Source organism: Micromonospora sp. NPDC006431 (assembly GCF_042870725.1).
In the GTDB taxonomy this organism is placed as follows: domain Bacteria; phylum Actinomycetota; class Actinomycetes; order Mycobacteriales; family Micromonosporaceae; genus Micromonospora.
This window is the reverse complement of record NZ_JBIAHQ010000002.1, coordinates 497,131-521,215: the sequence shown is the minus strand read 5'-3', so window position 1 is coordinate 521,215 and position 24,085 is coordinate 497,131. Positions and strand designations below refer to the sequence as shown.

General features: G+C 73.5%; 29 protein-coding genes and 1 riboswitch. Of the genes, 15 read left to right on the top strand and 14 right to left on the bottom strand.

Annotated features, from left to right (window positions below; translation table 11 throughout):
* The first annotated feature begins 5 nt into the window (after positions 1 to 5).
* The 3 genes from ACFYM6_RS05965 to ACFYM6_RS05955 all read left to right on the top strand — a co-directional run bounded on the left by ACFYM6_RS05965 (position 6) and on the right by ACFYM6_RS05955 (position 1,471).
* The gene (locus ACFYM6_RS05965) at positions 6 to 806 is read left to right on the top strand and encodes an isoprenyl transferase (RefSeq protein WP_387272664.1); all 801 of its coding nucleotides are present in this window, start codon (positions 6 to 8) and stop codon (positions 804 to 806) included.
* Between the two features lie 68 nt (positions 807 to 874).
* Positions 875 to 1,060: a hypothetical protein gene (locus tag ACFYM6_RS05960; RefSeq protein ID WP_387272662.1), complete on the top strand. Its 186-nt coding sequence runs from the start codon at positions 875 to 877 to the stop codon at positions 1,058 to 1,060.
* 126 nt (positions 1,061 to 1,186) lie between these two features.
* Positions 1,187 to 1,471, top strand: coding sequence for a thioredoxin reductase (locus ACFYM6_RS05955; protein ID WP_387272660.1), 285 nt, complete (start codon positions 1,187 to 1,189; stop codon positions 1,469 to 1,471).
* 81 nt (positions 1,472 to 1,552) lie between these two features.
* Here the strand turns inward: ACFYM6_RS05955 and gndA are convergent, their stop codons facing one another.
* Positions 1,553 to 2,995 (bottom strand): NADP-dependent phosphogluconate dehydrogenase, encoded by a 1,443-nt coding sequence (gndA, locus tag ACFYM6_RS05950; protein ID WP_387272658.1) that lies wholly within the window; start codon positions 2,993 to 2,995, stop codon positions 1,553 to 1,555.
* A gap of 404 nt (positions 2,996 to 3,399) precedes the next feature.
* Here gndA and ACFYM6_RS05945 point away from each other — a divergent pair, with 404 nt between their 5' ends.
* Positions 3,400 to 3,642: a hypothetical protein gene (locus ACFYM6_RS05945; RefSeq protein ID WP_387272656.1), complete on the top strand. Its 243-nt coding sequence runs from the start codon at positions 3,400 to 3,402 to the stop codon at positions 3,640 to 3,642.
* Between the two features lie 155 nt (positions 3,643 to 3,797).
* Here the strand turns inward: ACFYM6_RS05945 and ACFYM6_RS05940 are convergent, their stop codons facing one another.
* Positions 3,798 to 4,493, bottom strand: coding sequence for a hypothetical protein (locus tag ACFYM6_RS05940; protein ID WP_387272654.1), 696 nt, complete (start codon positions 4,491 to 4,493; stop codon positions 3,798 to 3,800).
* Positions 4,494 to 4,647: 154 nt separating this feature from the next.
* Here ACFYM6_RS05940 and ACFYM6_RS05935 point away from each other — a divergent pair, with 154 nt between their 5' ends.
* Entirely contained in the window at positions 4,648 to 5,847 is a 1,200-nt protein-coding gene (locus tag ACFYM6_RS05935) for a sensor histidine kinase (protein WP_387272652.1), read from the top strand.
* Complete coding sequence (locus ACFYM6_RS05930) at positions 5,844 to 6,494, top strand: response regulator (RefSeq protein ID WP_387272650.1); 651 nt, start codon at positions 5,844 to 5,846, stop codon at positions 6,492 to 6,494. Before ACFYM6_RS05935 ends, ACFYM6_RS05930 begins: the two co-directional genes overlap by 4 nt.
* A 9-nt stretch (positions 6,495 to 6,503) precedes the next feature.
* On the opposite strand, the gene ACFYM6_RS05925 is transcribed toward ACFYM6_RS05930, so the two are convergent.
* From ACFYM6_RS05925 to ACFYM6_RS05915, 3 genes are all read right to left on the bottom strand, one after another.
* On the bottom strand, positions 6,504 to 7,304 hold the full coding sequence (locus ACFYM6_RS05925) for an energy-coupling factor transporter transmembrane component T family protein (RefSeq protein ID WP_387272648.1): 801 nt from the start codon (positions 7,302 to 7,304) through the stop codon (positions 6,504 to 6,506).
* Between the two features lie 34 nt (positions 7,305 to 7,338).
* The gene (locus tag ACFYM6_RS05920) at positions 7,339 to 8,754 is read right to left on the bottom strand and encodes an ABC transporter ATP-binding protein (RefSeq protein ID WP_387272816.1); all 1,416 of its coding nucleotides are present in this window, start codon (positions 8,752 to 8,754) and stop codon (positions 7,339 to 7,341) included.
* Positions 8,755 to 8,877: 123 nt separating this feature from the next.
* On the bottom strand, positions 8,878 to 9,462 hold the full coding sequence (locus ACFYM6_RS05915) for an ECF transporter S component (protein WP_387272646.1): 585 nt from the start codon (positions 9,460 to 9,462) through the stop codon (positions 8,878 to 8,880).
* 73 nt (positions 9,463 to 9,535) lie between these two features.
* Positions 9,536 to 9,642, bottom strand: a riboswitch (TPP riboswitch).
* Between the two features lie 88 nt (positions 9,643 to 9,730).
* On the opposite strand from ACFYM6_RS05915, the gene ACFYM6_RS05910 reads away from it, so the two are divergent.
* From ACFYM6_RS05910 to ACFYM6_RS05890, 5 genes are all read left to right on the top strand, one after another.
* A complete protein-coding gene (locus ACFYM6_RS05910; RefSeq protein WP_387272644.1) occupies positions 9,731 to 10,555 on the top strand; it encodes an alpha/beta fold hydrolase in 825 nt (274 codons plus the stop codon).
* Positions 10,552 to 11,364 carry an aminoglycoside N(3)-acetyltransferase gene (locus tag ACFYM6_RS05905; RefSeq protein ID WP_387272642.1) on the top strand — a complete coding sequence of 271 codons (813 nt, stop codon included), beginning with the start codon at positions 10,552 to 10,554 and terminating at the stop codon, positions 11,362 to 11,364. Before ACFYM6_RS05910 ends, ACFYM6_RS05905 begins: the two co-directional genes overlap by 4 nt.
* Positions 11,361 to 12,110 (top strand): SIS domain-containing protein, encoded by a 750-nt coding sequence (locus ACFYM6_RS05900; protein ID WP_357443874.1) that lies wholly within the window; start codon positions 11,361 to 11,363, stop codon positions 12,108 to 12,110. The genes ACFYM6_RS05905 and ACFYM6_RS05900 overlap by 4 nt, the downstream gene beginning before the upstream one ends.
* A gap of 181 nt (positions 12,111 to 12,291) precedes the next feature.
* The gene (locus ACFYM6_RS05895) at positions 12,292 to 12,795 is read left to right on the top strand and encodes a DUF6328 family protein (RefSeq protein ID WP_387272640.1); all 504 of its coding nucleotides are present in this window, start codon (positions 12,292 to 12,294) and stop codon (positions 12,793 to 12,795) included.
* A 120-nt stretch (positions 12,796 to 12,915) separates the two neighbouring features.
* Positions 12,916 to 14,964 (top strand): acyl-CoA dehydrogenase family protein, encoded by a 2,049-nt coding sequence (locus ACFYM6_RS05890; protein ID WP_387272638.1) that lies wholly within the window; start codon positions 12,916 to 12,918, stop codon positions 14,962 to 14,964.
* A gap of 132 nt (positions 14,965 to 15,096) precedes the next feature.
* On the opposite strand, the gene ACFYM6_RS05885 is transcribed toward ACFYM6_RS05890, so the two are convergent.
* The 8 genes from ACFYM6_RS05885 to ACFYM6_RS05850 are packed head-to-tail and all read right to left on the bottom strand — an operon-like array spanning position 15,097 to position 19,588.
* Complete coding sequence (locus ACFYM6_RS05885; protein ID WP_357443870.1) at positions 15,097 to 15,267, bottom strand: hypothetical protein; 171 nt, start codon at positions 15,265 to 15,267, stop codon at positions 15,097 to 15,099.
* A 9-nt stretch (positions 15,268 to 15,276) separates the two neighbouring features.
* Positions 15,277 to 15,882, bottom strand: coding sequence for a hypothetical protein (locus ACFYM6_RS05880; RefSeq protein WP_387272636.1), 606 nt, complete (start codon positions 15,880 to 15,882; stop codon positions 15,277 to 15,279).
* 47 nt (positions 15,883 to 15,929) lie between these two features.
* Positions 15,930 to 16,322: a Fur family transcriptional regulator gene (locus ACFYM6_RS05875; RefSeq protein WP_387272634.1), complete on the bottom strand. Its 393-nt coding sequence runs from the start codon at positions 16,320 to 16,322 to the stop codon at positions 15,930 to 15,932.
* Between the two features lie 43 nt (positions 16,323 to 16,365).
* Positions 16,366 to 16,668: a metalloregulator ArsR/SmtB family transcription factor gene (locus ACFYM6_RS05870; RefSeq protein ID WP_073839383.1), complete on the bottom strand. Its 303-nt coding sequence runs from the start codon at positions 16,666 to 16,668 to the stop codon at positions 16,366 to 16,368.
* A 43-nt stretch (positions 16,669 to 16,711) separates the two neighbouring features.
* Positions 16,712 to 17,584: a metal ABC transporter permease gene (locus tag ACFYM6_RS05865; protein ID WP_387272632.1), complete on the bottom strand. Its 873-nt coding sequence runs from the start codon at positions 17,582 to 17,584 to the stop codon at positions 16,712 to 16,714.
* A gap of 1 nt (position 17,585) precedes the next feature.
* Positions 17,586 to 18,350 carry a metal ABC transporter ATP-binding protein gene (locus ACFYM6_RS05860; RefSeq protein ID WP_387272630.1) on the bottom strand — a complete coding sequence of 255 codons (765 nt, stop codon included), beginning with the start codon at positions 18,348 to 18,350 and terminating at the stop codon, positions 17,586 to 17,588.
* Positions 18,347 to 19,285: a metal ABC transporter substrate-binding protein gene (locus ACFYM6_RS05855; RefSeq protein WP_387272628.1), complete on the bottom strand. Its 939-nt coding sequence runs from the start codon at positions 19,283 to 19,285 to the stop codon at positions 18,347 to 18,349. Before ACFYM6_RS05855 ends, ACFYM6_RS05860 begins: the two co-directional genes overlap by 4 nt.
* Positions 19,286 to 19,339: 54 nt before the next feature.
* Positions 19,340 to 19,588: a DUF6703 family protein gene (locus tag ACFYM6_RS05850; protein ID WP_387272626.1), complete on the bottom strand. Its 249-nt coding sequence runs from the start codon at positions 19,586 to 19,588 to the stop codon at positions 19,340 to 19,342.
* A gap of 27 nt (positions 19,589 to 19,615) precedes the next feature.
* Between ACFYM6_RS05850 and ACFYM6_RS05845 the strand changes: the two genes are divergently transcribed.
* From ACFYM6_RS05845 to dusB, 4 genes are all read left to right on the top strand, one after another.
* Positions 19,616 to 19,957, top strand: a complete 342-nt coding sequence (locus tag ACFYM6_RS05845; RefSeq protein ID WP_387272624.1) for an antibiotic biosynthesis monooxygenase family protein — start codon at positions 19,616 to 19,618, stop codon at positions 19,955 to 19,957.
* Positions 19,958 to 19,982: 25 nt separating this feature from the next.
* Positions 19,983 to 20,543, top strand: coding sequence for a hypothetical protein (locus ACFYM6_RS05840; RefSeq protein WP_387272622.1), 561 nt, complete (start codon positions 19,983 to 19,985; stop codon positions 20,541 to 20,543).
* A gap of 106 nt (positions 20,544 to 20,649) precedes the next feature.
* Complete coding sequence (locus ACFYM6_RS05835) at positions 20,650 to 22,029, top strand: glycine--tRNA ligase (protein WP_357443855.1); 1,380 nt, start codon at positions 20,650 to 20,652, stop codon at positions 22,027 to 22,029.
* A 51-nt stretch (positions 22,030 to 22,080) separates the two neighbouring features.
* Positions 22,081 to 23,253 (top strand): tRNA dihydrouridine synthase DusB, encoded by a 1,173-nt coding sequence (gene dusB / locus ACFYM6_RS05830; RefSeq protein ID WP_387272620.1) that lies wholly within the window; start codon positions 22,081 to 22,083, stop codon positions 23,251 to 23,253.
* A 149-nt stretch (positions 23,254 to 23,402) separates the two neighbouring features.
* Here the strand turns inward: dusB and ACFYM6_RS05825 are convergent, their stop codons facing one another.
* Positions 23,403 to 24,056 carry a C39 family peptidase gene (locus ACFYM6_RS05825; RefSeq protein ID WP_387272618.1) on the bottom strand — a complete coding sequence of 218 codons (654 nt, stop codon included), beginning with the start codon at positions 24,054 to 24,056 and terminating at the stop codon, positions 23,403 to 23,405.
* Between the last annotated feature and the right edge of the window lie 29 nt (positions 24,057 to 24,085).

Genomic DNA, 24,085 nt, shown 5'->3' with positions numbered 1-24,085 from the left:
GATCGATGAGGGCCGTCCGGCGCGAGCCGGTGCCACCGACTCCACACCCGTCCGGGGCCCGGCCGCCGGCGCTGCCGACGGAGGCCCTGCCGAAGCACGTCGCCATCGTCATGGACGGCAACGGCCGCTGGGCCAAGGAGCGCGGGCTGACCCGGACCAAGGGTCACGAGCAGGGGGAATACAGCCTCTTCGACACCATCGAGGGTGCGATCGAGCTGGGCATCCCCTACCTGTCGGCGTACGCGTTCTCCACCGAGAACTGGCGGCGCTCACCGGACGAGGTCCGCTTCCTGATGGGTTTCAACCGGGACGTCATCCGCCGCCGCCGGGACCAGCTCGTCGACCTGGGCGTCCGGGTGGTCTGGTCGGGCCGGGCCGGGCGACTCTGGAAGAGCGTCATTTCCGAGCTGCAGACCGCCGAGGAGATGTCCCGGGGCAACTCGACGCTGACCCTGCAGTTCTGCGTCAACTACGGCGGCCAGGCGGAGATCGCCGACGCCGCCGCCGCGATCGCCCGTGACGTGGCCGCCGGCCGGCTCGACCCGGGCAAGGTCAACGAGAAGACCGTCGCGAAGTACCTCTACCACCCCGAAGTCCCCGAGGTGGACCTCTTCCTGCGTCCCTCCGGGGAGCAGCGCACCTCCAACTTCCTGCTCTGGCAGAGCGCGTACGCCGAGCTGGTGTTCCTCGACACCCTCTGGCCGGACTTCGACCGGCGCCACCTCTGGTACGCCTGCGAGCTCTACGCGCAGCGGGACCGCCGGTTCGGCGGCGCCTTGCCCAACCCGGTCGCCCCCGCAGTCTGAGCTCACGCTTACCGCCGCGGCCGATGGGGTACCAACCGGACAGCAGCCGATCGCGGAGGTGAACCAACATGCTGCAGAAGCGGATCGCCCAGTGGGCACTCATGGCGGTCGCCGTGCCGCTGGCGGCGGCCGGTGCACGCCGGCTGAGCCACTCCCTGGAGGCCCGTCGCGGCCCGACCGGAGTGAGCCGACTCCTCACCAGAGGCGCCGACCTGCTGCGGCCGCAGAAAACGCGGCGTCGTCGGTTCTGGTGACGACCAACGTCGACGCCGTCCCCCACCCGGGCGGCGTCGACGCGTTTCCGGTGGGCGGCGCGGCCTCGGCGCATACCATCGGCGCGAGGGCGCGCCGCCCGGTCGCGTCCGGCCACGGGGGTGGGCATGCGGGATCTCCGGTACGAGATGACGGCCGCGCTGGCCGGCGCGGGCCTGGTTGACGCCGCGCACCGGGAACGGGTCGCGGACCTCTGCGCCGGCGTCGCCGAGCGGTACTGCGCCGAGCTCGGGCACACGCCGGCCGTCCGCTCCGGCGAGATCGCCGAGCTGGCACAGGGCGAACCGGCCGCGGACTGGGCGCCGACTCCTGCCGACGACTCCAGCTCGGCGCGTTTGGCGCCGCGCGGCGACCTGGAGCCGTCGTCGGACGCCGCTGAACGGGCCTGGTGAGCGACGCCACGGGAGGCGGCATGCCGCGGTGTCTCGAGCGACGAACGCGACCTGCGGCACATCGAGTGGATCAGGCTGCGCTCAGGCCGCCACTTCGGAGCGGTTCCCGGCCCACAGGGTGTGGAACGTGCCGTCCCGATCCACCCGGTGGTAGGTGTGCGCCCCGAAGTTGTCCCGCAGCCCCTGGATCAGCGCCGCCGGCAGCCGTTCCGCGCGCAGGGCGTCGAACCAGGCCAGCGACGACGAGAAGGCCGGGGTCGGCACGCCCGCCCGGGCCGCGTCGGCCACCACCCGCCGCCAGGCCGGGATCCCGGCGCTGACCCGGTCGGCGAACCACGGCGCCACCAGCAGCGTCGACAGCTCCGGCTGCCCGTCGTACGCCTCCCGGATCCGGTCCAGGAAGCGGGCCCGGATGATGCAGCCGCCCCGCCAGATGGTCGCGGTGCCGCCCAGGTCGATGCCCCAGTCGTACTCCCGGCTGCCGGCCCGGATGTGGTCGAAGCCCTGCGCGTACGCGACGATCTTGCTGGCCAGCAGCGCGCGCCGGACGTCCTCGACGAAGGTCTCCCCGTCGTCGACCGACCACTTTGCGCCCGCGTCGGGGAAGGCCCGGCGGGCGGCGGCCCGCTGGTCGGCGTGGCCGGACAGCGACCGGGCGAAGGTGGCCTCGGCGATGCCGGTGATCGGGACGCCGAGGTCGAGCGCGCTCTGCACGGTCCACCGCCCGGTGCCCTTCTGCTCGGCCTGGTCGAGCACCACGTCGACGAAGGCCCGGCCGCTCGCCGCGTCGGTGTGCGCCAGCACGTCGGCGGTGATCTCGATGAGGAACGACTCCAGCTCGCCCGTGTTCCACTCGCGGAAGATCTCCGCGATCTCCGCCGGGCTCGCCGACAGGCCCGCCCGCAGCAGGTCGTACGCCTCGGCGATGAGCTGCATGTCGGCGTACTCGATGCCGTTGTGGACCATCTTGACGAAGTGGCCGGCGCCGTCCGGGCCGATGTGCCGGCAGCACGGGGTGCCGTCCACGTGCGCGGAGATCTTCTCGAAGATCGGACCGAGCTTCCGGTAGGACTCGGCCGAGCCGCCCGGCATGATGCTCGGGCCGTGCAGCGCGCCCTCCTCGCCGCCGGAGACGCCGGTGCCGACGAAGTGCAGCCCGTGCCCGCGCAGCGCCTCCTCCCGCCGCCGGGTGTCGGCGAAGTGGGCGTTGCCGCAGTCGACGACGATGTCCCCCGCCTCGAGCAGGGGAACCAGCTCGTCGATCACCGCGTCGGTCGGCGCGCCCGCCTTCACCATGACGATCACGGCGCGCGGGCGCTCCAGCGAGGCGACGAAGTCGGCCAGCGACTCCGCCGGCACGAACCGGCCCTCGTCGCCGTGCTCGGCGATCAGGCTGCGGGTGCGCTGCGGCGAGCGGTTGTGGACCGCCACGGTGAAGCCGTTGCGGGCCAGGTTCCGGGCCAGGTTGCGGCCCATCACCGCCAGGCCGGTCACGCCGATCTGCGCCGTCGCCTGCTCTGCCATGCGTACCGCCACCTCTCGTCGGGCTGCCCGTCCTGCGACGGTATCGCGGTCGATGCGAGCGCGGGCGGGGACGCCGACCGCGGGTGAGGACCCGGTCGCGGTCCGTCCTCAGCCCTCCGCGAGGCGGGCCTCCACGTGGGCGACCTTCGCGGTCATCGCGTCGGTGACGCCGAGCGTGCCGGTAAATCGGGTGCACGGTGCGGCGACGGTCGGTTAGCATGCCGTCATGCGTAACTGACGCCCTTCTTCCGAGCCCTGGTCCGCCGCCGTTCGCGCCGCGGATCCGTCCCGCTCCGGGCGTCCGCATCCGCACCGCCGTTGTCGCGGTGGCTTTCCTGTCGGACCTGCCGGGGCTTGCCCGCTCGCCGCGCCCACCCGGCGCCCCGACAGTCAGGAGGCAGCGTATGCCCGCCAAGCGCAGTCCGAAGAAATCCCGTAAGCCCGCGTCGACGCCGTCCCTGGTGGACGTGACCCCACCGGACCTCGACGCGCTGGCGGTGGCGCCCCCGGCACCGGTGGCCCTGCCGGGTCGGGCCGACACCCCGCCAGCGCCGAAGGCCGGCCCGCCGGTCGGCCGGGCGCCCCGTGCCGCCGGGCGCAGCCAACGCGCCGGCCAGACCCGGTTCTACGCCTTCCGGCGGAGCTGAGGCCCGGGCGGGCCACATGTCACCGCCACCTCGCCGATGTTGCGGTGTCCCGGCTGCCCGGATGCCGCGAGTTCGCCGAAGCGGCGGTGACAAGCGGCCCGCACCGGCCGGTCCGGGGCGGGGCGGCACAAGCCGTCCCGCCCCGCTCCCGCGGCTCAGGCCGCAGCGGTCGCCGGGGTCGCCGTCCCGGTCGGCGCCTCGGCGGCACGCGACCGCTCGACGCCGAGGGCCAGGCCGACGAAGCCGGCCACCATCAGCACGCTCACCGCCACCTTGACCGGGACGCCGGTGCCGACCAGGTCCAGCACCTGTCCGGCGGTGAGGACCAGCGGCACCCAGAGCGCCACCAGCCGGGCGCGCCAGGCGCCGAAGGCGAGCACCAGGAGGCCGACCAGCCAGCCGAGCAGCCACACCGCGAACGAGGCCATCACGAACGGGTCCCCGTCGATGGCGGTGGTCACCGGCCGAGCGGTGTCGGCTTCGACGCCGCCGCCGGCCAGGGCCCCGAAGAAGGCGTTGTACTGCCACAGGTGGACGGTGGAGAAGTAGAGCCCGAGAAGGCTCGCCGCGCCGCCGACGGTGGCCACCACCGGCTTGCGCCGGCCCAGGGTAGCGGCCAGCCCGAGCATCGCCGGCAGCAGCAGCAGGTGGGCCAGGGCGAACAGGACGGTCTCCACCCGCCAGGCGCCCAGGTGCCCGGCGGCCACCGTGACGTTGTCGGCGGTGTCGGCCACGTCGTCAGGGAACATCACCCAGTAGAAGGCGTTCGCGGCGCCGTACATTACGCCGCCGGTGAGCAGAGCGCCCGCCGTGAGCCGCCGGCTCCGCCGCCGCCCGGTGCTGTCGTCCATCAGTGTCTCCTTCCGAAGTCGTGGCAGGGACGCTAGGAGCAGCACCGGGGCCGGGTCGTCGGCGCGGAAGTTGATCCGCGGGTGGAGCTCCGGCCGCCCTCGCTACACCCGTGGGTGGACGCGGAAGGGCGGCCGCCGTCGCTACCCTTCCGGCATGTCAGCCACCCCCGCCGTCCAGGCCCGGTGGCGCGAGGTGGCCACCTCGCTCGCCGGTGCCGCGTTACTCGCGTTCGGCCTGGCCGAGCTCTACGTCCCGCTGGCGGGCTACGTGGAGGGGGAGGGTCCGGACCTCGCCACGCTCTCCGCCGGTTGGCTCGCCGTCCTGACCGTGCTGCTGGTCGGCTACTGCCTCGCGGTGGCCGGCTGCACGGCGTACCCCCGGGCGGCGGCCGTCCTCGCCGGCACCTGCTTCACCGCGCAGAGCTTCACGCCGGTCCTGCCGGAGTGGCCGGTGGTGCCACTGCTGGCGTTGCTCGCCGCGGCCTTCGGCTGTGTCGCCGTGGGCGGCCGGGCTGCCTTCACGGTCGCCGCGGTCAGCTATTTTCTCCCGCTCGGGATCGAGAACGCGGTGGCCGGCGACTCCGACTGGGTGTTCATCCTGTTCGTCGGGCTCGCCGTGCTCGGCCCCGGTTACGCCGTGCGGATGCGGCGGGCGCAGGCGGCCCGGCTGGTGGCGCTGGCCGCCGAGCGGGAGGCCGCCGCCCGGACGGACGAGCGGCTGCGGGTGGCCCGGGAACTGCACGACATCGTCTCGCACGGGGTCTCGGTGATGGTGCTGCAGGCCGCCGCGGCGCAGGCTGTGCTCGACTCGGACGCGGCGCAGGCCCGCACGTCCCTCGACGCCGTGCAGGATGTCGGGCGTGAGGTGGTCACCGAGCTGCGCCGGCTACTCGTCATCCTCCGCGGCGCCGAGCCGGCCCCGGAGGCGCTGCCCTCGCTACGCCGGCTCGAACCGTTGACCGCCGGGGTACGCCTCGCCGGCGGGCAGGTCGACGTGGATGTCACAGGCGACCTCGACATGATCCCGGCCGCCGCCGATGTCAGCGGGTACCGGATCCTCCAGGAGGCGCTGACCAACGCCGCCCGGCACGCGGCGGGCGCGGCGGTCCGCGTCTCGATCGAGGTGACCGGCGACGCCCTCCGGCTGGAGGTGACCGACGACGGCACCGGCCGGGCCCGGCGGAGCGCCGGCACCGGGCACGGCTTGACCGGCATCCGCGAGCGGGTGGAGCTGTTCGGCGGCACGGTCACCGCCGGCCCGCGCCCGCAGGGCGGCTTCGACGTACGCGTCGAGCTGCCCTTCGACGCCGAGGCGTCGGTCGGCACGCTCACCACGACGGGAGTCATCGAATGACCCGGGTTCTCATCGCCGACGACGAGGCGTTGGTGCGGGGCGGCCTCCGGCTGATCCTCACCGCGCAACCCGACCTCGAGGTCGTCGCCGATGCGGCCGACGGTGAGGAAGCCATCCAGCTCGCGAACCGGTTCGCACCCGACGTGGTGCTGATGGACATCCACATGGCGCCCACGGACGGGATCGCCGCGACCGAGCGGATCCTGGCCGCGCGTGGCGAGACCCGGATCATCATGCTGACCACCTTCGATCTCGACGAGTATGTGTACCGGGCGCTGCGCGCCGGCGCCTCCGGCTTCATGCTCAAGACCACTCCGCCTGGGGAACTGGCCGAGGCGGTGCGGACGGCGGCCCGCGGCGACGCCCTGCTCTCCCCGTCGATCACCCGGCGCCTGATCGACCACTACACCGCGACGGCGTCGGTGGCCGGCCACCCGGGCCTGGCGGAGCTGACCGCCCGGGAGACCGAGGTGTTGCGGATGATGGCTCTCGGCCTGTCCAACCAGGAGATCGCCGGCCAACTCTTCGTCGGCGAGGCGACCGTGAAGACGCACGTGAACCGCATCTTTGCCAAGCTCGGAGTGCGGGACCGGGTGCAGGCGGTCGTGCTGGCGTACCAGAGCGGCGTGGCGCAGCTCCGGCGGTAGCGGACGTGGTCAGCCAATCAGGGGGCGGAACGTGTCGAGCGCGACGCTGACCGCGAGCGCCGCGCCGGCCAGCACCGCCGCGCCGGCGACCAGCAGCCCGTCCGCCCGGGTGAAGCGCTGCCGCCGGGCGACCGTACGCGGGATGCCGGCGTCGAAGCCGCGGGCGTCCATCGCGACCGCCAGTCGGGTGCCCCGGCGGATCGCCCCGACCAGCAGGGCGAACGCCGTCGACACGAAGAGCCGCACCTTGGCGACCGGGTTGCGGCCGGCGTCCACGCCGCGGGCCCGCCGGGCCATGCTGATCATCCGCCACTCCTGTTCGAGCAGCGGTACCAGCCGGAACGCAGCCAGCGCGCCGATGGCGAACCGGGCCGGGGCCTTCGCGTTCTGGATCAACGCGTCGGCCAGGTCGGTCGGGTCGGTGGTGGCGAAGACGATCACCCCGGGCAGCGCCACCGCGAGCATTCGCAGGACCAGGCCGAGCGCGGTGAGCAGCACCCCTTCGGTCACCAGGATCGGGCCGGCCTCGACCAGCACCCGGCCGGACCGGTCGGCGGCGAAGAGCACCAGGGTGACCAGGATGCCGCCGGCGCTGGCCAGCAGCGGCCAGGCCCGCCGGGCCAGCATCCGGTAGCGGATGCCGAACAGCGGCAGCACCACCAGTTCGATGGCGATGGCGATCGCCGGGGTCACCGGGTCCAGGGTGGCGATGAGGAGCAACGAGAAGACCAGCGCGGCGGCCAGCTTCGCCACCGGGTTGCGGCGGGCCATCGGCGCGCCGGGCCGGGCCATCGGTGCCACGCTGATCATGCGCGCTCCCCGCTACGGTTCGGGACGGTGGCGGTCATCGGCGGTCCAGGGCGACGGTGCGGTCGGCGAGCGCGGCGACGAAGTCCGGGTCGTGGGTGACCGCGACGATGCCGTGGCCGGCGTCGCGCAGCTCGGCGAAGAGGTCGACCAGTTCCGACCAGGTCCGCCGGTCCTGGCCGAAGGTGGGCTCGTCGCAGATCAGCAGGTGCGGTGCGGTGGCCAGGGCGGTCGCCACGCTCAGCCGCCGCGCCTCCCCACCCGAGAGGGTGTACGGGTTGGTCCCGGCCAGCCGGGCCAGCCGCAGCCGGTCCAGCAGCCCGTCCACGGTGGCCCGTACCGCCGCCTCGGGCTCGCCGGTCCGGCGCGGGCCGAGCGCCAGCTCGTCGTAGACGGTGCCGGTGACGAACTGGTGCTCCGGGTCCTGGAAGACCGAGCCGATCCGCCGGGCCAGCAGGGGCGCGCGCCAGCGGTGCGGGGGAGTGCCGGCGTCCTGCCCGGCCAGGGCGGTGGTGGCGGTGGTCGTACCGGTGCCGGGGCGGAGCAGGCCGCCGAGGAGCAGGGCCAGGGTGGACTTGCCGGCGCCGTTCGGGCCGAGGACGGCGAGCGCCTCGCCGGCGCGTACCTCGAGGTCGACGGGGGCCAGCCGGGGCGGCAGGCCGAGCCGGTCGGCGGTGAGCAGCCGGTCGCCCGGCGGCGCGGTGGCGTGCCGGGGCGGCACGGTGCGACCCGGCACCCAGACCCCGGCGGCGGCGAGCGCGTCGCCGTGCGCGGAAAAGACCGTGTCGGGCGGCCCGTCGGCCCGCACCCCGCCGCCGGCCTCCAGCACCACCACCCGGTCGACCAGCGGCAGCGCCTCGGCGACCCGGTGCTCGACCAGGATCAGCGTGGTGTCCGCGTCGAGCGCGTCCGCGACGGCCTGCCGGACCAGCGCGGCGCCGGCCGGGTCGAGGTTGGCGGTGGGCTCGTCGAGCAGCAGCAGCCCGGGCCGCGGGGCGAGCACCCCGGCGAGGGCGAGCCGCTGCTGCTCGCCGCCGGAGAGCGCCGCGGTGGGCCGGTCCCGGTGGTACGGGAAGCCGACCCGGCGCAGTGCCTCGTCCACCCGGGGCCAGATCTCCTCGGCGGGTACGCCCCGGTTCTCCAGCCCGAACGCGACGTCGTCGCCGCAGCGGGCCATCACCAGCTGGGTCTCCGGGTCCTGGAAGACGATGCCGACCCGTTCCCGGGCCTTGCGCGGGTCGAGCCCGTCGATCTCGACGGTGCCCTCCTGCTCGCCGGAGTCCTCGGGCAGCAGCCCGGCGAGCGCCGCCAGCAGGGTGCTCTTGCCCGCCCCGGACGCCCCCAGCAGCAGCACCCGCTCCCCGCGCTCGACGCGCAGGTCCACCCCGCGGACGGCCCACCCCTTCCGCCCCGCATGCCGCCACCCGAACCCCCGCAACACCACCCCACTCACACCCACACCCCTCCCACCCGTCCCCGCCCCACCCCGGCCCACCCCGTCGATCATGAGGTTGGCGGCACCTTCAGAGATCCACATCGCCGTCAACCTCATGATCAACATGATCGGATCGGGCGGTCAGACGGCGGCGCGTTCGCGGCCGGCGGGGAAGCGGTCGAGGACGCCGGTGTTCGCCAGGGCGCGGGTCAGCGCGACGCCGCCGAGGCCGGCCACGACCAGTGCGCTGACGGCGGTGATGAGGATGTACGGCAGCCGGAAGCTGCCCCACGCGGTGTCCGGGTACCAGACGAAGACGTCGTAGATCGCGGCGGCGAGGCCGGCCAGGGTGGCGGCCAGCAGCGAGACCGGGAGCCGGTAGGTGCGGTAACCGAAGAGCGCGAAGGCCAGTTCGCCCGCCGCCGCCTCCAGCGGGCCCTGCACCACCAGGGTCCAGCCCCAACTGCTGCCGAGCGCGACCGACACCAGCGCGGCGAAGGTCAGCGTGAAGAACGCGGCGCCGGGCTTGCGGACGATCAGCGCGCCGAGCACGGCCGGCACCAGCCACACGCCGTACAGCGCCGCCCGGCCGGGCAGCGGGATGGCGTCCGCCGGCCCGTTCCAGAGCAGGCCCCACGCCCAGAAGATGACGCCGAACGCCACCCCGAGCACCGAGGCGATGACGATGTCGATGGTGCGCCACCGGTTGGCGGTTGGGTGAGTCATGGTTGCTCCCAGTTCGTCGAGGGTGAACCAGGAGAAGACGCACGCCGCGTCCGGATGCCCGGACGGCGGCGCGGCTGGAGGTCGACCGAACTCCCTGCGCTGGCATTACCCAGATCAGGTTCGAGGGTCTGCGGGCACCGGCCCGCACTCTCAGCGCTGTGCGCTCCCCTGTCGGATGTGAAGTTGTCTGCGGCAGACGCTAGCACCGGTGCCCGCCGCCGGCACAGCAGGGCGAGCGGTGCCGGTCCGGCTGGGTAGGCTGCCGATCATGCGGGTGGACGCGCGAGGTCTGACGTTCGAGGTACGCACCGGCGGCCCCGAGGACGGCGCCCCGGTCCTGCTGCTGCACGGCTTCCCGCAGCACGGCGGCGAGTGGGACGAGGTGGTGCCCCTGCTGCACGCGGCCGGGCTGCGCACGTACGCGCTCGACCAGCGGGGCTACTCGCCGGGTGCCCGGCCGGCGGCGGTCGAGGCGTACCGGATCCCGGAGCTGCCGGCGGACGCGGCGGGGGTGCTCGACGCGCTCGGCGTCAAGGCCGCGCACGTGGTCGGGCACGACTGGGGCGCGATCGTGGCCTGGAGCCTGGCGGCGGTGCACCCGGAGCGGGTCCGCAGCCTCACCGCGGTCTCGGTGCCGCACCCGGCGGCGATGGCCCACGCGCTCGCCACCGACCCGCGACAGAAGGCCCGCTCCGCCTACATCACCCTGTTCCGCAAGCCCGGCAAGGCGGAGCGCGTGCTGCTCGCCCTCAACGCCGTCGCGCTGCGCCGGATGCTCGGCGGGGTGGGCGATCCCGCGCAGGTGGCCCGCTACGCCGACCCGATGTGCGAGCCGGGCGCGCTGACCGCCGCGCTGAACTGGTACCGGGCGATGACCGGGGCGGACCTGAAGGCCGTCGGGCCGGTCGGCGTGCCGACCACCTTCGTGTGGAGCGACCGGGACATCGCGATCGGCCGTGCCGCCGCCGCGGCCTGCGCACCCCATGTGACCGGCGACTACCGCTTCGTCGAGCTGCCCGGCGTCACGCACTGGATCCCGGACGAAGCGCCCGCCCCGCTGGCCGCCGCGATCCTCGCCCGGGTGGGCCGATGATCGCCGGTGCCGCACCGGCCCGGCCGCACACCCGCGCGTCGCTCGCCGCCCAGTTCCGCGCCATCGGCGTACGCCCCGGCGGGACCGTCCTGGTGCACGCGTCCCTGCGCCCGCTGGGCTTCCTCTGCGGCGGCCCGGAGGCGGTGGTGCTCGCCCTGCGCGACGTGCTCGGCCCGGCCGGGACCCTCGTGGTGCCCACCCACACGTCGGACAACAGCGACCCCGCGGGCTGGACCAACCCGCCGGTGCCGGCCGACTGCTGGCCGGTGATCCGGGACGAGCTGCCCGGCTTCGACCCGGCGGTCACGCCGAGCCGGTTCATGGGCGCCCTCGCCGAGCTGGTCCGCACCTGGCCCGGCGCGCGGCGCAGCGACCACCCGCACGTCTCGTTCGCCGCGCTGGGACCGGCGGCCGACCGGGTCGTCGCCGACCACGCGCTGGCCGACATGCTCGGCGAGGGCTCCCCGCTGGCCCGCCTCTACGAGCTGGACGCCGACGTGCTGCTGCTCGGGGTGGAGCACGACAGCAACACGTCGCTGCACCTGGCCGAGTACCGGCAGCCGGCGCCGCCCCGGCAGCGCTGCGGCGCGGCCGCGCTGACCGGCGACGGCGGCCGGGCGTGGGTGTGGTGGGACGACATCCGCCTGGACGACGACGGCTTCGCCCGGCTCGGCACCGAGCTGGAGGCCACCGGAGCGGTACGGCTCGGGCCGGTCGGCGACGGGACGGGCCGGTTGATGAGGCAGCGGGTGGCGGTCGACTTCGCGGTGGACTGGCTGGCCCGGAACCGACGGACGGAGGAATCATGACGGTGAGCGCCGAGGCGTACCTGGCGGTGGTGACCGAGACGATCGGCCGGGTGGCCGCCGGCCAGCGGGACGGGGTGGCGCGCGGCGCCGACCTGATCGCCGAGTCGCTGCGCGCCGACGGGGTGGTCCACGCGTTCGGCACCGGCCACTCGGAGGCGCTGGCGATGGAGATCGCCGGCCGGGCCGGTGGGCTGGTCCCCACCAACCGGATCGCCCTGCGCGACCTGGTCCTGTACGGGGGCGAGCCGGCCGACGTGCTCGGCCCGAAGCTGGAACGCGAGCCCGAGGTGGCGCACCGCCTCTACGAGCTGGCCCCGATCCGCCCGCAGGACGTCTTCGTGCTCGCCTCCAACTCCGGCGTGAACGGCGCGATGGTGGAGTTCGCGTCCATCGTCAAGGAACGCGGGCACGCGCTGATCGCGATCACCTCGGCGGCGCACTCCGCCCGGATGACCTCGCGCCACCCGTCCGGGCGCAAGCTCGCCGACTTCGCCGACGTGGTGCTCGACAACGGCGCCCCGTACGGCGACGCCACCCTGCCGCTGCCCGGCGGTGGCGCGGTCGGTGCGGTCTCCTCGATCACGGCCGCACTGCTGGCGCAGCAGCTCGTGGCGGAGGTGGTGGCCCGGCTGCTGGCGGCGGGGGAGCGGCCCCCGGTCTACCTGTCGGCGAACATCACCGGCGGCGACGAGCACAACGCCGAGCTGGAGGCCCGGTACGCGGGCCGGATCCGCCGGGGGGCGTGAGCGCGAGGAGTGAGCCGGGTTTGCGAGCCCCGCAGTCGCGAACTGAGGAGGCATCGTGAGTCCCGCAGTCGTGAACGCGGGGCGGCATGGTGAACCGGTTTCGCGACGGTGCGGACCGGGCACCGGCGGTACTGCCGACGGATGCTTCCGCCGGCAGTACCGTCATCCCTGGAGGTAGCGCGTGTCCAAGGAAACCGAGAAGCAGCGGTGGCAGCGCAACTTCGCCGACCTGCTCCAGGAGCTGCGGGTGGCGCAGACCGGCGTGCAGATCCTCTTCGCCTTCCTGCTCACCCTGCCGTTCAGCAGCGGTTTCACCCGGACCACCAACTTCCAGAAGGACACCTACATCGTCGCTTTGCTGGCCGCCGCCGCAGCCACCGCGATGATCATCTCGCCGGTCGCCTTCCACCGGGCGCTGTTCCGGCAGGGCCGCAAGCCGGAGCTGGTCCGGTTCGCCCACCGGGTGGCCATCGGCGGCCTGGCCTTCATGCTGATCTCGATGGTCAGTGCGGTCCTGCTGATCACCGACTTCGTGCTGGGTCGGCTGGCGGCCCTGGTGCTGACCGCGGTCACCGGGGCGTGGTTCCTGACCTTCTGGCTGGTCCTGCCGCTCGCCGCCCGGCGCAACTGGGGCGACGACATCGACGACGAGGACGACAACCTGCGGGTGATGCCCGGCGACTGACCGCGCCGATCCCGCCAAATCGGACGTGCACCGAACGCTACCCCTGGGTAACAACCGGGGGTAGCGTCGTTTTCGTCGCGCACGTCGACGCAGCCGGACCGAGGTCTCCAGGAGGCAGCCGTGACCACGACACAGAACAGCCGACCCGATCCCGCCGGCCCCGGCGGCCCGACCGGCCGGGTGGCCCCGATCGACGACACCGATCCGCCGGCCGCCGCCGGCGACCGGGTGGACGGGGTGGGGCCGCTGCCCACCGAGGCCGGCCAGGTCTCCGAGAAGGAGGCCCGCGAGGTCGCGGAGGCGGCCCGCGAAGCGGCCTGGGACCGGCCCAGCTTCGGCAAGGAACTCTTCCTCGGCCGGTTCCGCCTCGACCTGATCAGTCCGTGGCCGCACGCGAAGCCGGAGGACGTGGCGCGGGCCGAGGAGTTCCTCGGCGCGTTCGGGGCGTACCTGGACGCCGAGGTGGACGGTGCGGCGATCGAGCGGGACGCGCGCATCCCGGACGAGGTGTTCCACGGGCTGGCCCGGCTGGGCGCCTTCGGCATGAAGATCGACCGGAAGTACGGCGGCCTCGGGCTGAGCAACCTGCACTACTGCCGGGCGCTGATGCGGGCCGGCTCGGTCAACCCGGCGATCAGCGCGCTGCTCTCCGCGCACCAGTCGATCGGCGTGCCGCAGCCGCTGAAGATGTTCGGCACCCCCGAGCAGAAGCAGCGCTTCCTGCCCCGGCTGGCCGCCGGTGAGGTGTCCGCGTTCCTGCTCACCGAGCCGGACGTCGGCTCCGACCCGGCGCGGCTGGCGACCACCGCCGAACCGACCGAGGACGGTACGGGTTACCGGCTCAACGGGGTGAAGCTGTGGGCCACCAACGGCACGGTCGCCACCCTGCTGGTGGTGATGGCCCGGGTGCCGGCGGCCGAGGGGCGGCGCGGCGGCATCACCGCCTTCGTGGTGGAGGGCGACAGCGAGGGCATCACGGTCGAGCGGCGCAACGCCTTCGTGGGCCTGCGCGGCCTGGAGAACAGCCTCACCCGGTTCCACGACGTGTTCGTGCCGAAGGAGAACGTGATCGGCGGCGAGGGCAAGGGCCTGAAGATCGCCCTGACCACGCTGAACACCGGGCGGCTGTCGCTGCCGGCCATGTGCGTCGGCGCCGGCAAGTGGTCGCTGAACGTGGCCCGGGAGTGGGCCGCCGACCGGGTCCAGTGGGGCCGGCCGGTCGGCGAGCACGAGGCGGTGGCCAAGAAACTGGCCTTCATCGCCGCCACCACGTACGGCATGGAGAGCATGCTCGACCTCTGCTGCCTGCTCGCCGACGACGACCGCAACGACATCCGGATCGAGGCGGCGCTGGTGAAGCTCTACGCCAGCGAGATGGCCTGGAAGATCGCCGACGAGCTGATCCAGATCCGGGGTGGCCGCGGCTACGAGACGGCCGAGTCCCTGGCCGCCCGGGGCGAACGGCCGGCCGCGGTCGAGCAGTTGCTGCGCGACCTGCGGATCAACCGGATCTTCGAGGGCTCCACCGAGATCATGCACCTGTTGATCGCCCGCGAGGCGGTCGACGCGCACCTCTCGGTGGCCGGCGACATCATCGACCCCGACGCCGGGCTGGGCCGCAAGGCGAAGGCGGGTGCCCGGGCCGGCGTCTTCTACGCGAAGTGGCTGCCCACCCTCGCCGTCGGCCGGGGCCAGGCACCCCGGGCGTACGCCGAGTTCGGCCCGCTCGCCGGCCACCTGCGACACGTCGAGCGTGCCTCCCGCAAGCTGGCCCGCGCCACCTTCTACGCGATGTCCCGCTGGCAGGGGAAGATGGAGCGCAAGCAGGCGTTCCTCGGCCGGGTGGTGGACATCGGCGCGGAGCTGTTCGCGATGGCCGCGGTCTGCGTACGGGCCACTGCCGAGCGGGCGGAGCACCCGGAGCACGTCGAGCTGGCCGACCTGTTCTGCCGGCAGGCCCGGCTGCGTGTCGACGAGCTGTTCACCGGGCTGTGGTCCAACACCGACTCGGTTGACGTGGCGGCCGCGAAGCGGATCCTCGCCGGCCGGTACGCCGCCCTGGAGGAGGGCGTCGTGACTCCGCCGGCCGACCGGCCCTGGGTGGCCCGCTGGCAGCCTGGCCCGTCCACCGCCGAGGATGTCCGCCGCCGCATCCCACCCGCCGGCTGACCGCGCCACGCACCCGCGCGATGGGTCAGATTCACGGAAAGTGTGGCCTCGCCGCCCCGCGAGACCACACTTTCCGTGAATCTGCGCGCACCCGGGGCCCGGCCCGGGCGAGGTGCGGCGGCGGGTGGCGGGTCAGCTGGCGGCGATCGCCCAGGCCAGCACGCCGGCCAGGATGAGCCCGTTCAACGCGGCCAGCACCAGGTACGCGGCCGGCGGGATCTTGCGGCCCTTGCGGACGTAGCTCACCAGGACGCCCGCGTACGCCAGCAGCAGCACGGCGACGGCGATCAGGAAGTACAGCACCGCAATACCCTACCGGCCGGCCCGCAGGCCGAGTCTGCGCAGCTCCAGTGCGGCGAGCGCGTCGACGGTCGCGTCGTCGCCGCGGCGCCACGCCTCGGCCGCGTCGGGCGCGATCCGGGCCAGCCGACCGAGCGGCTGGCCGGCGAGCGCGCGCAGCGCCAGCAGGTCCCGGCCGCCGGGGGCGGCGGCGAGCGCCTGCGCCGCGCCGGCCCGGCGCATCCAGCGCACCCGCAGCGGCAGCCAGCCGAAGAGCACGAGCCCGAGCGGGAAGACCAGCACCGCGATGCTCAGTCCGAGGGCCAGCTGGCCGACCAGTTCCTGCTGGTCGCGGCCGGCCTCGGCGACCGCGCGGGCGGCCTCGGCGGCCTTGGTGAACGGGGCGGTCAGCTCGTCGCCGACCAGCGGGACCCGGCCGACCTTGCCGCCGGCGTCGGCCAGGTTGTCGGCGAGGCCTCCGCCGGCCCCCTCCAGCTTCTGTCCGGGTACGGCCAGCTTCTCGATCAGGTCGTGCAGCCACAGCGCGAAGCGGATCGCCGCGTACACCCAGACGACCACGAGCAGATCGGTGAGGAGCTGGCGGAGGGCGGTCGGAAAACGGTCGGCGTAGATCTTCACGCCGGACAGCGTGCCACGGCTCAACGGTGCCGGCACGGGCGGATTTCTCAGCCGGCGCAGGCCGGGCAGGTGCCGAAGATCTCCAGGGTGTGGCTGACCTCGGCGTAACCGTGCTCGGCGGCGACCCGGTCCGCCCAGCGCTCCACCGCCGGCCCGGCCACCTCCACCGTCCGGCCGCAGGCCCGGCAGACCAGGTGGTGGTGATGGCCCTCGCTGCACCGGCGATAGAGGTGCTCGCCGCCGGGCGGACGCATCACGTCGATCTCCCCGGCGTCGGCGAGCCCCTGCAACGTCCGGTAGACGGTGGTGAGGCCGATCCGCTCGCCCCGCTCACGCAGCATCGCGTACAGGTCCTGGGCGCTGTGGAAGCCCGCCACCTCCGCCAGCAGCGCGCTCACCGCGGTCCGCTGGCGGGTGTTTCTCAGCGCCCCTTCGGTCATGCCGCCACCCGGTGGTCGGCGCGGGCGCTGGTGGTCCGCGCGGTCATGCCGGCCCCTCCCCGGCGTGGCTGACCGCGTCCGCCACGATGTGCGCGACGTGCTCGTCCACCAGGGCGTACGCGATCTCCCGGCCGCGCCGGGAGCCGCGGACCACCCCGGCACCGCGCAGCACCCGCAGATGCTGGGAGACCAGCGGCTGCGGGGCGCCGAGCTTCTCCACCAGTTCGTGCACGCAGCGCTCACCCTGGGCCAACTCGCTCACGATCGCCAGCCGGATGGGTGCCGACAGGGCGCGCAGCAGGTCACCCGCACCCTCGAAGGCGTCGTATCCGTGCGTGGTGGTCACCCCGTAACGGTAACCAATCCCAGCTGCACCGGCCCGGACGGGCTCACCGCAGCACCACCTCGTGCTCGTGCGGCTCGACGGCCGGCGCGCCGGCCGGCCGGGCCCGCCGGCGCAGCGCCCGCCAGCCGGCCGCGACGAGCGCGACCACCAGGAACGAGCCGATGGCCAGCAGCACCACCGAGGCGCCGGGCGCGGTGTCGGCGGTGGCGGCCACCCAGACCCCGGCCCCGGCCGCGAAGAGCCCCAGCGCCATCGCCGCCGTCATGGTGCTCCGGAACCCCCGCGTCACCTGCTGGGCGGTGGCCACCGGCACCACCATCAGGGCGCTGATCAGCAGCACCCCGACGGCCCGCATGGCGATGGTCACGGTCACCGCGGTGGTCACCGCGAGCAGCAGGTTGAGCGCCCGGACCGGCAGGCCGGAGACGCGGGCGTACTCCTCGTCGTGGCAGACCGCGAAGAGCACCGGGCGCAGCGCCAGCATGGCCACCAGGATCGCCACGCCGAGCACCAGGATGGTGATCAGGTCGCCCGGCGACGTCGTGGTCAGCGACCCGAAGAGGTAAGAGTTCAGCGACGCGCTGCTGGCGTCGGAGAGCCCGACCAGCAGCACGCCGCCGGCGATGCCGCCGTAGAAGAGCAGCGCCAGGGCCAGGTCCCCGGAGGTACGGCCGCGCGCGCGGACCAGCTCGATGGCGATCGCGCCCAACGTCGCCGTGATCACCGCCACCAGCACGGGGGAGCGGTTGAGCAGCAGGCCGGCACCCACGCCGGTGAGCGCCACGTGGCCGATGCCGTCGCCGATCAGCGCCAGCCGCCGCTGCACCAGGTAGATCCCGAGCGCCGGGGCGGCCAGCCCGATGACCAGCGCGCCGACCAGGGCGCGCAGCATGAAGTCGTACTGGAAGAGGTCCATGTCACATGCTCCACAGCCCGGCGGGCTCCTCGTCGCAGTGCGGGTGCACGTGCTCGTGGTCGGGGTCCGCGTGGTGGCCGGCCGGTTCCGGCACCGCGCCGTCGTGGGCGATCCCGCCCTCGTGGACCACCACCGCCCGGCTGATCAGCGGGCGCAGCGGCCCCAGCTCGTGGGCGACCAGGAGCACTGTGCCGCCGCCGTGGACGAAACCGCGCAGCGCCCCGGCGAACGCCTCCTGGCTGGTCGCGTCCACCCCGGCGGTCGGCTCGTCGAGCACCAGCAGCTCCGGCCGGCCGGCGAGCGCCCGGGCGATCAGGGTGCGCTGCTGCTGGCCGCCGGAGAGGGTGGCGACCGGGTCACCCGCCCGGTCGGCGAGCCCGACCGCGCGCAGCGCCGCGGCGACCGCCTCCCGGTCGGCCCGTCCCGGTGGGCGCAGCAGGCCCCGGCGGGCCAGCCGGCCCGACGCGACCACCTCGGCCACCGTGGCCGGTACGCCGCTGCCCGCGCCGAGCCGCTGCGGGACGTACCCGATGCGGTGCCACTGCCGGAAGCGGCGTTGCGGAGTGCCGAAGAGGGCGACCGACCCGGTGCTCAGCGGGACGAGGCCGAGCACAGCGCGGATCAGGGTCGACTTGCCGGAGCCGTTGGCGCCGAGCACGGCGACCACCTCACCGGCGGCTACGGCCAGCGAGACGTCCCGCAGCACGGGGCGGCCGTCGTAGCCGACAGCGGCATGCTCGACCTGTAAGACAAGGGGTGCGGTCATGAACAGTCCAAGGCGGTGCGCAGGGTCTGGAGGTTGGCCCGCATGGCGGAGAGGTAGTCGCCCTCGGCCGGCGGGCCCTCAATCGGGTCGAGCACGGCGGTCTTCGCGCCGACCTCGCGGGCGACCGTCTCGGCCACCTTCGGGCTGACCAGCGTCTCGAAGAAGATGGTGGTGGCCCCGTGCTCCCGGGCCTCCTGTGCCACCTCAGCGAGCCGCTGCGGGGCGGGCTCGGCGTCCGGGGTGAGGCCGGTGATGCCGACCTGCTCCAGGTCGTAGCGGGCGGTCAGGTAGCCGAACGCGGTGTGGCTGGTCACGATCTCCCGGCGCGGGCAGGTCCGCAGGCCCGCGGCGTAGTCGGCGTCGAGCTTCTCCAGCGTGGCGCGCAGGGTCTTCGCCCGGGCGGTGAACTCGGCGGCCCGGCCCGGGTCGGCCTTGCCGAGCCGCTCGGCCAGCCGGTCGCCGATGGTGGCCAGCCGGGTCGGGTCGAGCCACACGTGCGGGTCCTTGCCGCCGCTCTCCTCCGCGTGCCCGGACTCGCCCTCGTGCTGGTGACCGCCGTCGGCCGCGTCACGCAGCGGCTGCACGGTGGCCACGTCGAACGCCCGGTCACCGCCGTTCTGCTGGACCGCCTCGTCGACGGCCGGCTGGAACCCGGCGAGGAAGACGATCAGCTCCGCGTCGCTGACCTGACCGACCTGGCGGGGGTTGAGCTCCAGGTCGTGCGGCTCGGCGCCGGGCTTGGTGAGGTTGGTGACCTTGACCGCGTCCCCGCCGATCTGCTCGGCGAGGAACTGGAGGGGGTAGAAGGCGGCCACCACGTCGACCCGCTCCGGGTCGCTCCCACCGCCACCGCCCTCCGAGCAGGCGGCGGCGCCAAGGGTGAGCAGGGCTGCGGTGGCTGCGGCGAGGGCGCGCGGGGCGGAGCGGACGGTCATGTGACCAACTGTCCGCGATAACGAAATTGATTGTCAAAAACGCATGATTGCATGTCAGAGCAGCTTGGCCAGGGCGACCGCGAGCAACAGCGTCAGCATCAGGAGCCGCAGCATCCGGGTCCCCGGCGTCTGCACCGGCCAGGTGACGCTCATCAGCCAGACCAGCCCCGCGGCCAGGGCGAGCAGCAGGACGCCGCCGACCGGGCCGGGCGTGAACAGGGCGACCAGCACCAGGACCAGTGTGGCCAGGAACACCGCGGTCGGGTTGAGCCGGGCGGGAAGGGGACGCTGCGTACGCTGCATGGCACAGACTCTACGAGGAGGACCCGGGTGCTGGTCACCAACCGGTTCGTGGTCGACGCCGATGTCGCGTCCGAGTTCACCGAGCGGGCGCACGCCGCGCTCGCCGCGCTCGCCGCCCGCCCCGGCTACCTGCGGGGGGAACTGCTGCGGGCGCTGGACGACCCGACGCACTGGTGCCTGGTCACCGAGTGGGAGTCGGTCGGGGCGTACCGGCGGGCGCTGGGCGGCTTCGACGTCAAGGTCACCGCCGTGCCGCTGCTGGCCCAGTCCGTCGACGAGCCCTCGGCGTACGAGACGCTGGCCAGCGCCGCGCCCGAGGGCGAGATCGTCGTCGTCGCCAGTGATCGGGCCGCAGGTCCTTACCGCTGAGGCCGGGGGCACTACCCTCTGGCGTATGACCGCTCCCGGACCGGCCGCCCCACCCCCGAATCCTGTGCCGTCCGGCGCGCCGCCGGTACCGGGCCCGCCAGCCGAGCCCGGCGTCCCCGCGCCGCCGGCGGGTCCCGGGGTCGCCCCGCCGTTCGCCGCCCCGCCCACCGAGGGGGGCCGGGCCCGGCTCTGGCTCGGTCTCGGCGTCGGCGCGCTCGCCGTGCTGCTCTGCTGCGGTGGGGGCGGCGCCGCCATCGTCGGGCTGGCGGTCAGCAACCTGCAGGCCGTCCAGGAGCAGGGCCGCGCGGTGACCGACAACTACTACCGGGCGCTGGTGCGGAAGGACTGGTCCAAGGCGTACGACCAGCTCTGCGACGACGCCCACCGGCGGGAGTCCCGGTCGGAGTTCGAGCAGCGGGCGGCCACCGAGCCGCAGATCTCCGGCTACCGGGTGGGCCAGGTCGACGCCCAGACGCTGACCGTGCCGGTGGACGTGACCCTGGCCGGCGGCAAGCGGGAGGCCCAGACGGTGACGCTGGCGACGGACCAGCAGACGGGCGCCGTGGAGGTCTGCGGGGTGAGCTGACCTGGCCCCGGCTGGGCTCGGCGGCTCCGGTGGTCGTACCGTTGTCCCGGACCGTCCGGTTCAATCCACTCACCCCCGCCGACCGCCAGCCGGCGTAGGAGGAAACATGCCAGCCGACCGTATCGACGCCGTCGTCAGCCTCGCCAAGCGCCGGGGCTTCGTCTTCCCCTCCAGTGAGATCTATGGAGGCACCCGATCGGCGTGGGACTACGGTCCGCTCGGCGTGGAGCTCAAGGAGAACGTCCGGCGGCAGTGGTGGCGGACCATGGTCCAGCAGCGCGACGACGTCGTCGGCCTGGACTCGGCGGTTATCCTGGCCCGCCAGGTCTGGGAGGCCTCCGGCCACATCGCCGAGTTCGTCGACCCGCTGACCGAGTGCCAGTCCTGCCACAAGCGGTTCCGCGCCGACCACCTGGAAGAGGCCTTCGAGGCCAAGCACGGCCGGCCGCCGACCTCGCTGTCGGAGATCAACTGCCCGAACTGCGGCAACAAGGGCACCTTCACCGAGCCGAAGATGTTCAACGGCCTGATGAAGACCTACCTGGGCCCGGTGGAGAGCGAGGAGGGCCTGCACTACCTGCGCCCGGAGACCGCCCAGGGCATCTTCGTCAACTACAAGAACGTGGAGACGGTCGCCCGCAAGAAGCCGCCGTTCGGCATCGCGCAGACCGGCAAGTCGTTCCGCAACGAGATCACCCCCGGCAACTTCATCTTCCGGACCCGCGAGTTCGAGCAGATGGAGATGGAGTTCTTCGTCGAGCCGGGCACCGACGAGCAGTGGCACGAGTACTGGCTCCAGGAGCGCTGGAACTGGTACCTCGACCTCGGCCTGTCGGAGCAGAACCTGCGCTTCTACGAGCACCCCAAGGAGAAGCTCTCCCACTACTCGAAGCGCACGGTCGACATCGAGTACCGGTTCCAGTTCGGCGGCAGCGAGTTCGCCGAGCTGGAAGGCATCGCCAACCGCACCGACTTCGACCTGTCGACGCACAGCAAGCACTCCGGCGTCGACCTGTCGTACTTCGACCAGAGCAAGGGTGAGCGCTGGATCCCGTACGTGATCGAGCCGGCCGCCGGCCTGACCCGTGCCGTGCTCGCCTTCCTGCTCGAGGCGTACGACGAGGACGAGGCCCCGAACACCAAGGGCGGCGTGGACAAGCGCACCGTCATGCGCTTCGACCCGCGGCTGTCCCCGGTCAAGGTGGCGGTGCTCCCGCTGTCCCGCAACGAGGCGCTCTCGCCGAAGGCTCGGGGCCTCGCCGCGGACCTGCGCAAGCGCTGGGTGGTCGAGTTCGACGACTCGCAGGCGATCGGCCGCCGGTACCGCCGCCAGGACGAGATCGGCACGCCGTTCTGCGTCACGGTCGACTTCGACACCCTCGAGGACAACGCGGTGACCGTCCGGAACCGGGACACCATGGCCCAGGAGCGCATCTCGCTGGACCAGGTCGAGCGCTACCTGATCGAGCGCCTGCCCGGCTGCTGAGCTGGTCACGGGGCCCCGGCCGCGCCGGCCGGGGCCCCGTACACTTGTCCGGTGACCGCCCCGACCCTGCCCGCGCTGCGCCCGTTGACCCTCGGGCCGCACCAGGTGTGGCCGCCGGTGGTGCTCGCGCCGATGGCCGGGATCACCAACGTCGGCTTCCGCCGGCTGTGCCGGGAGCAGGGCGGCGGTATCTACGTCTGCGAGATGATCACCACCCGGGCGTTGGTGGAGCGCAACCCGAAGACGCTGCGGATGATCGCTTTCGGTGCCGAGGAACAGCCGCGCAGCCTCCAGCTCTACGGCACCGACCCGGAGATCACCGCCGCCGCCGTGCGGATCGTGGTCGAGCAGGGCCTCGCCGACCACATCGATCTCAACTTCGGCTGCCCGGTCCCCAAGGTGACCCGGCGGGGCGGCGGGTCCGCCCTGCCGTGGCGGCGCCGGCTCTTCGCCCGGCTGGTCAGGGCCGCGGTGAACGCCGCGTCACCCGCCGGGGTGCCGGTCACCGTCAAGATGCGCAAGGGCATCGACGACGACCACCTGACGTACGTCGAGGCGGGGCTCGCCGCGCAGGACGCCGGCGTCGCCGCGGTCGCCCTGCACGGGCGTACGGCCGCGCAGCGCTACTCGGGCACCGCCGACTGGGATGCCATCGCCACCCTGAAGCAGGCGCTCGACGTGCCGGTGCTCGGCAACGGCGACATCTGGGAGGCCGACGACGCGCTGCGGATGGTCGCCCACACCGGGGTGGACGGCGTGGTGATCGGGCGCGGCTGCCTGGGCCGGCCCTGGCTCTTCGCCGACCTGGAGGCCGCCTTCAACGGCCGGTCCGACCGGCGGCTGCCGAGCCTGGGCGAGGTGGCGGTGACCATGCGACGCCACGCCGAGCTGCTGGTCGACCAGTTCGTGGTCGGCGCCCGCAACCCCGCCCGGGGTGAGCGGGACGGCTGCACCGACTTCCGCAAGCACGTCGCCTGGTACCTCAAGGGCTTCCCGATCGGCAGTGAGCTGCGCCGATCCCTCGCGATGATCGACAGCCTGGCCCAGCTCGACGACCTGCTCGGCAAGCTCGACCCGGCCCTGCCGTTCCCGGTGGAGACCCTCGGTCAGCCGCGTGGCCGGACCAACTCACCGGGCAAGGTCTTCCTGCCGGACGGTTGGCTGGCCAGCCGGGACGACGACACCCCGCCCGACGGCGCCGAGCTGGACGACTCGGGCGGCTGACCCGCACCCGGCTCCGGTTGCCCGAGACGACAACGGCCGGCCCCGTGGTGGGGTCGGCCGGGTGCCGGTCCCCGGGGAGCCGGCGGTGAAGTTGCCGAAGAAGGGCCGGCCCCTGGCGGGGGGGCCGGCCCTTTGGGTTGTTTGGTGTGTCAGGAGGTCGAGTAGCCGCGGGTGGCGATCCAGTCGGCGAGGTTGTCGACGCTGATCCGGTAGGAGGCGGTGTTCGGGTTGGCCGAGTCGGCGATCGTCACGGTCTTGCCGTTGTCGTGGTAGCCCACGACGCTGATGTAGTGGCCGCCTTCGAAGGAGTGGGTGTTTCCGTCGGTGTCGGTGGTGGTGCCGGCGATGTTGGCGACCACGGCGCGGCCGTTGTCGATGGTGCGGACGATGTCGGCGCGTAGGGTCTCGGTCTGCTTGTCGTCGGCCTTGGTGTCCTTGATCTCGACCGAGTGGTAGGCGTTGTTGTTGCCGGTTTCCTTGTTCAGGACGGGGGTGATGTCGTTGATGCTGTTGGTGCCGTTCTCGGTGGTGCCCATTTCCTTGGCCATGGCGTCGATGTTGATGTTCTTGCCTTGGACGGAGAGGGCGTTGCGGGTGGCGGCGGGGCCGCAGTAGTAGAAGTTCGGCTGGGCCTCGTAGCGCACGTTCAGTTCCCGCTCACCGTTCTTGCTGGCCTGCGCCTGGGCGGCCTTCTCGGCGGGGGCGGCGTGGGCGGCGATGGCGGGTCCGGCGATGCCACCGGCGGTGGCGGCGATGCCGGCAGTGGTCAGCAGGGTCTTACGCAGGATGGTGTGGGTACGCATGATGGTCAGAACCTTTCAGTTCGGGGGAA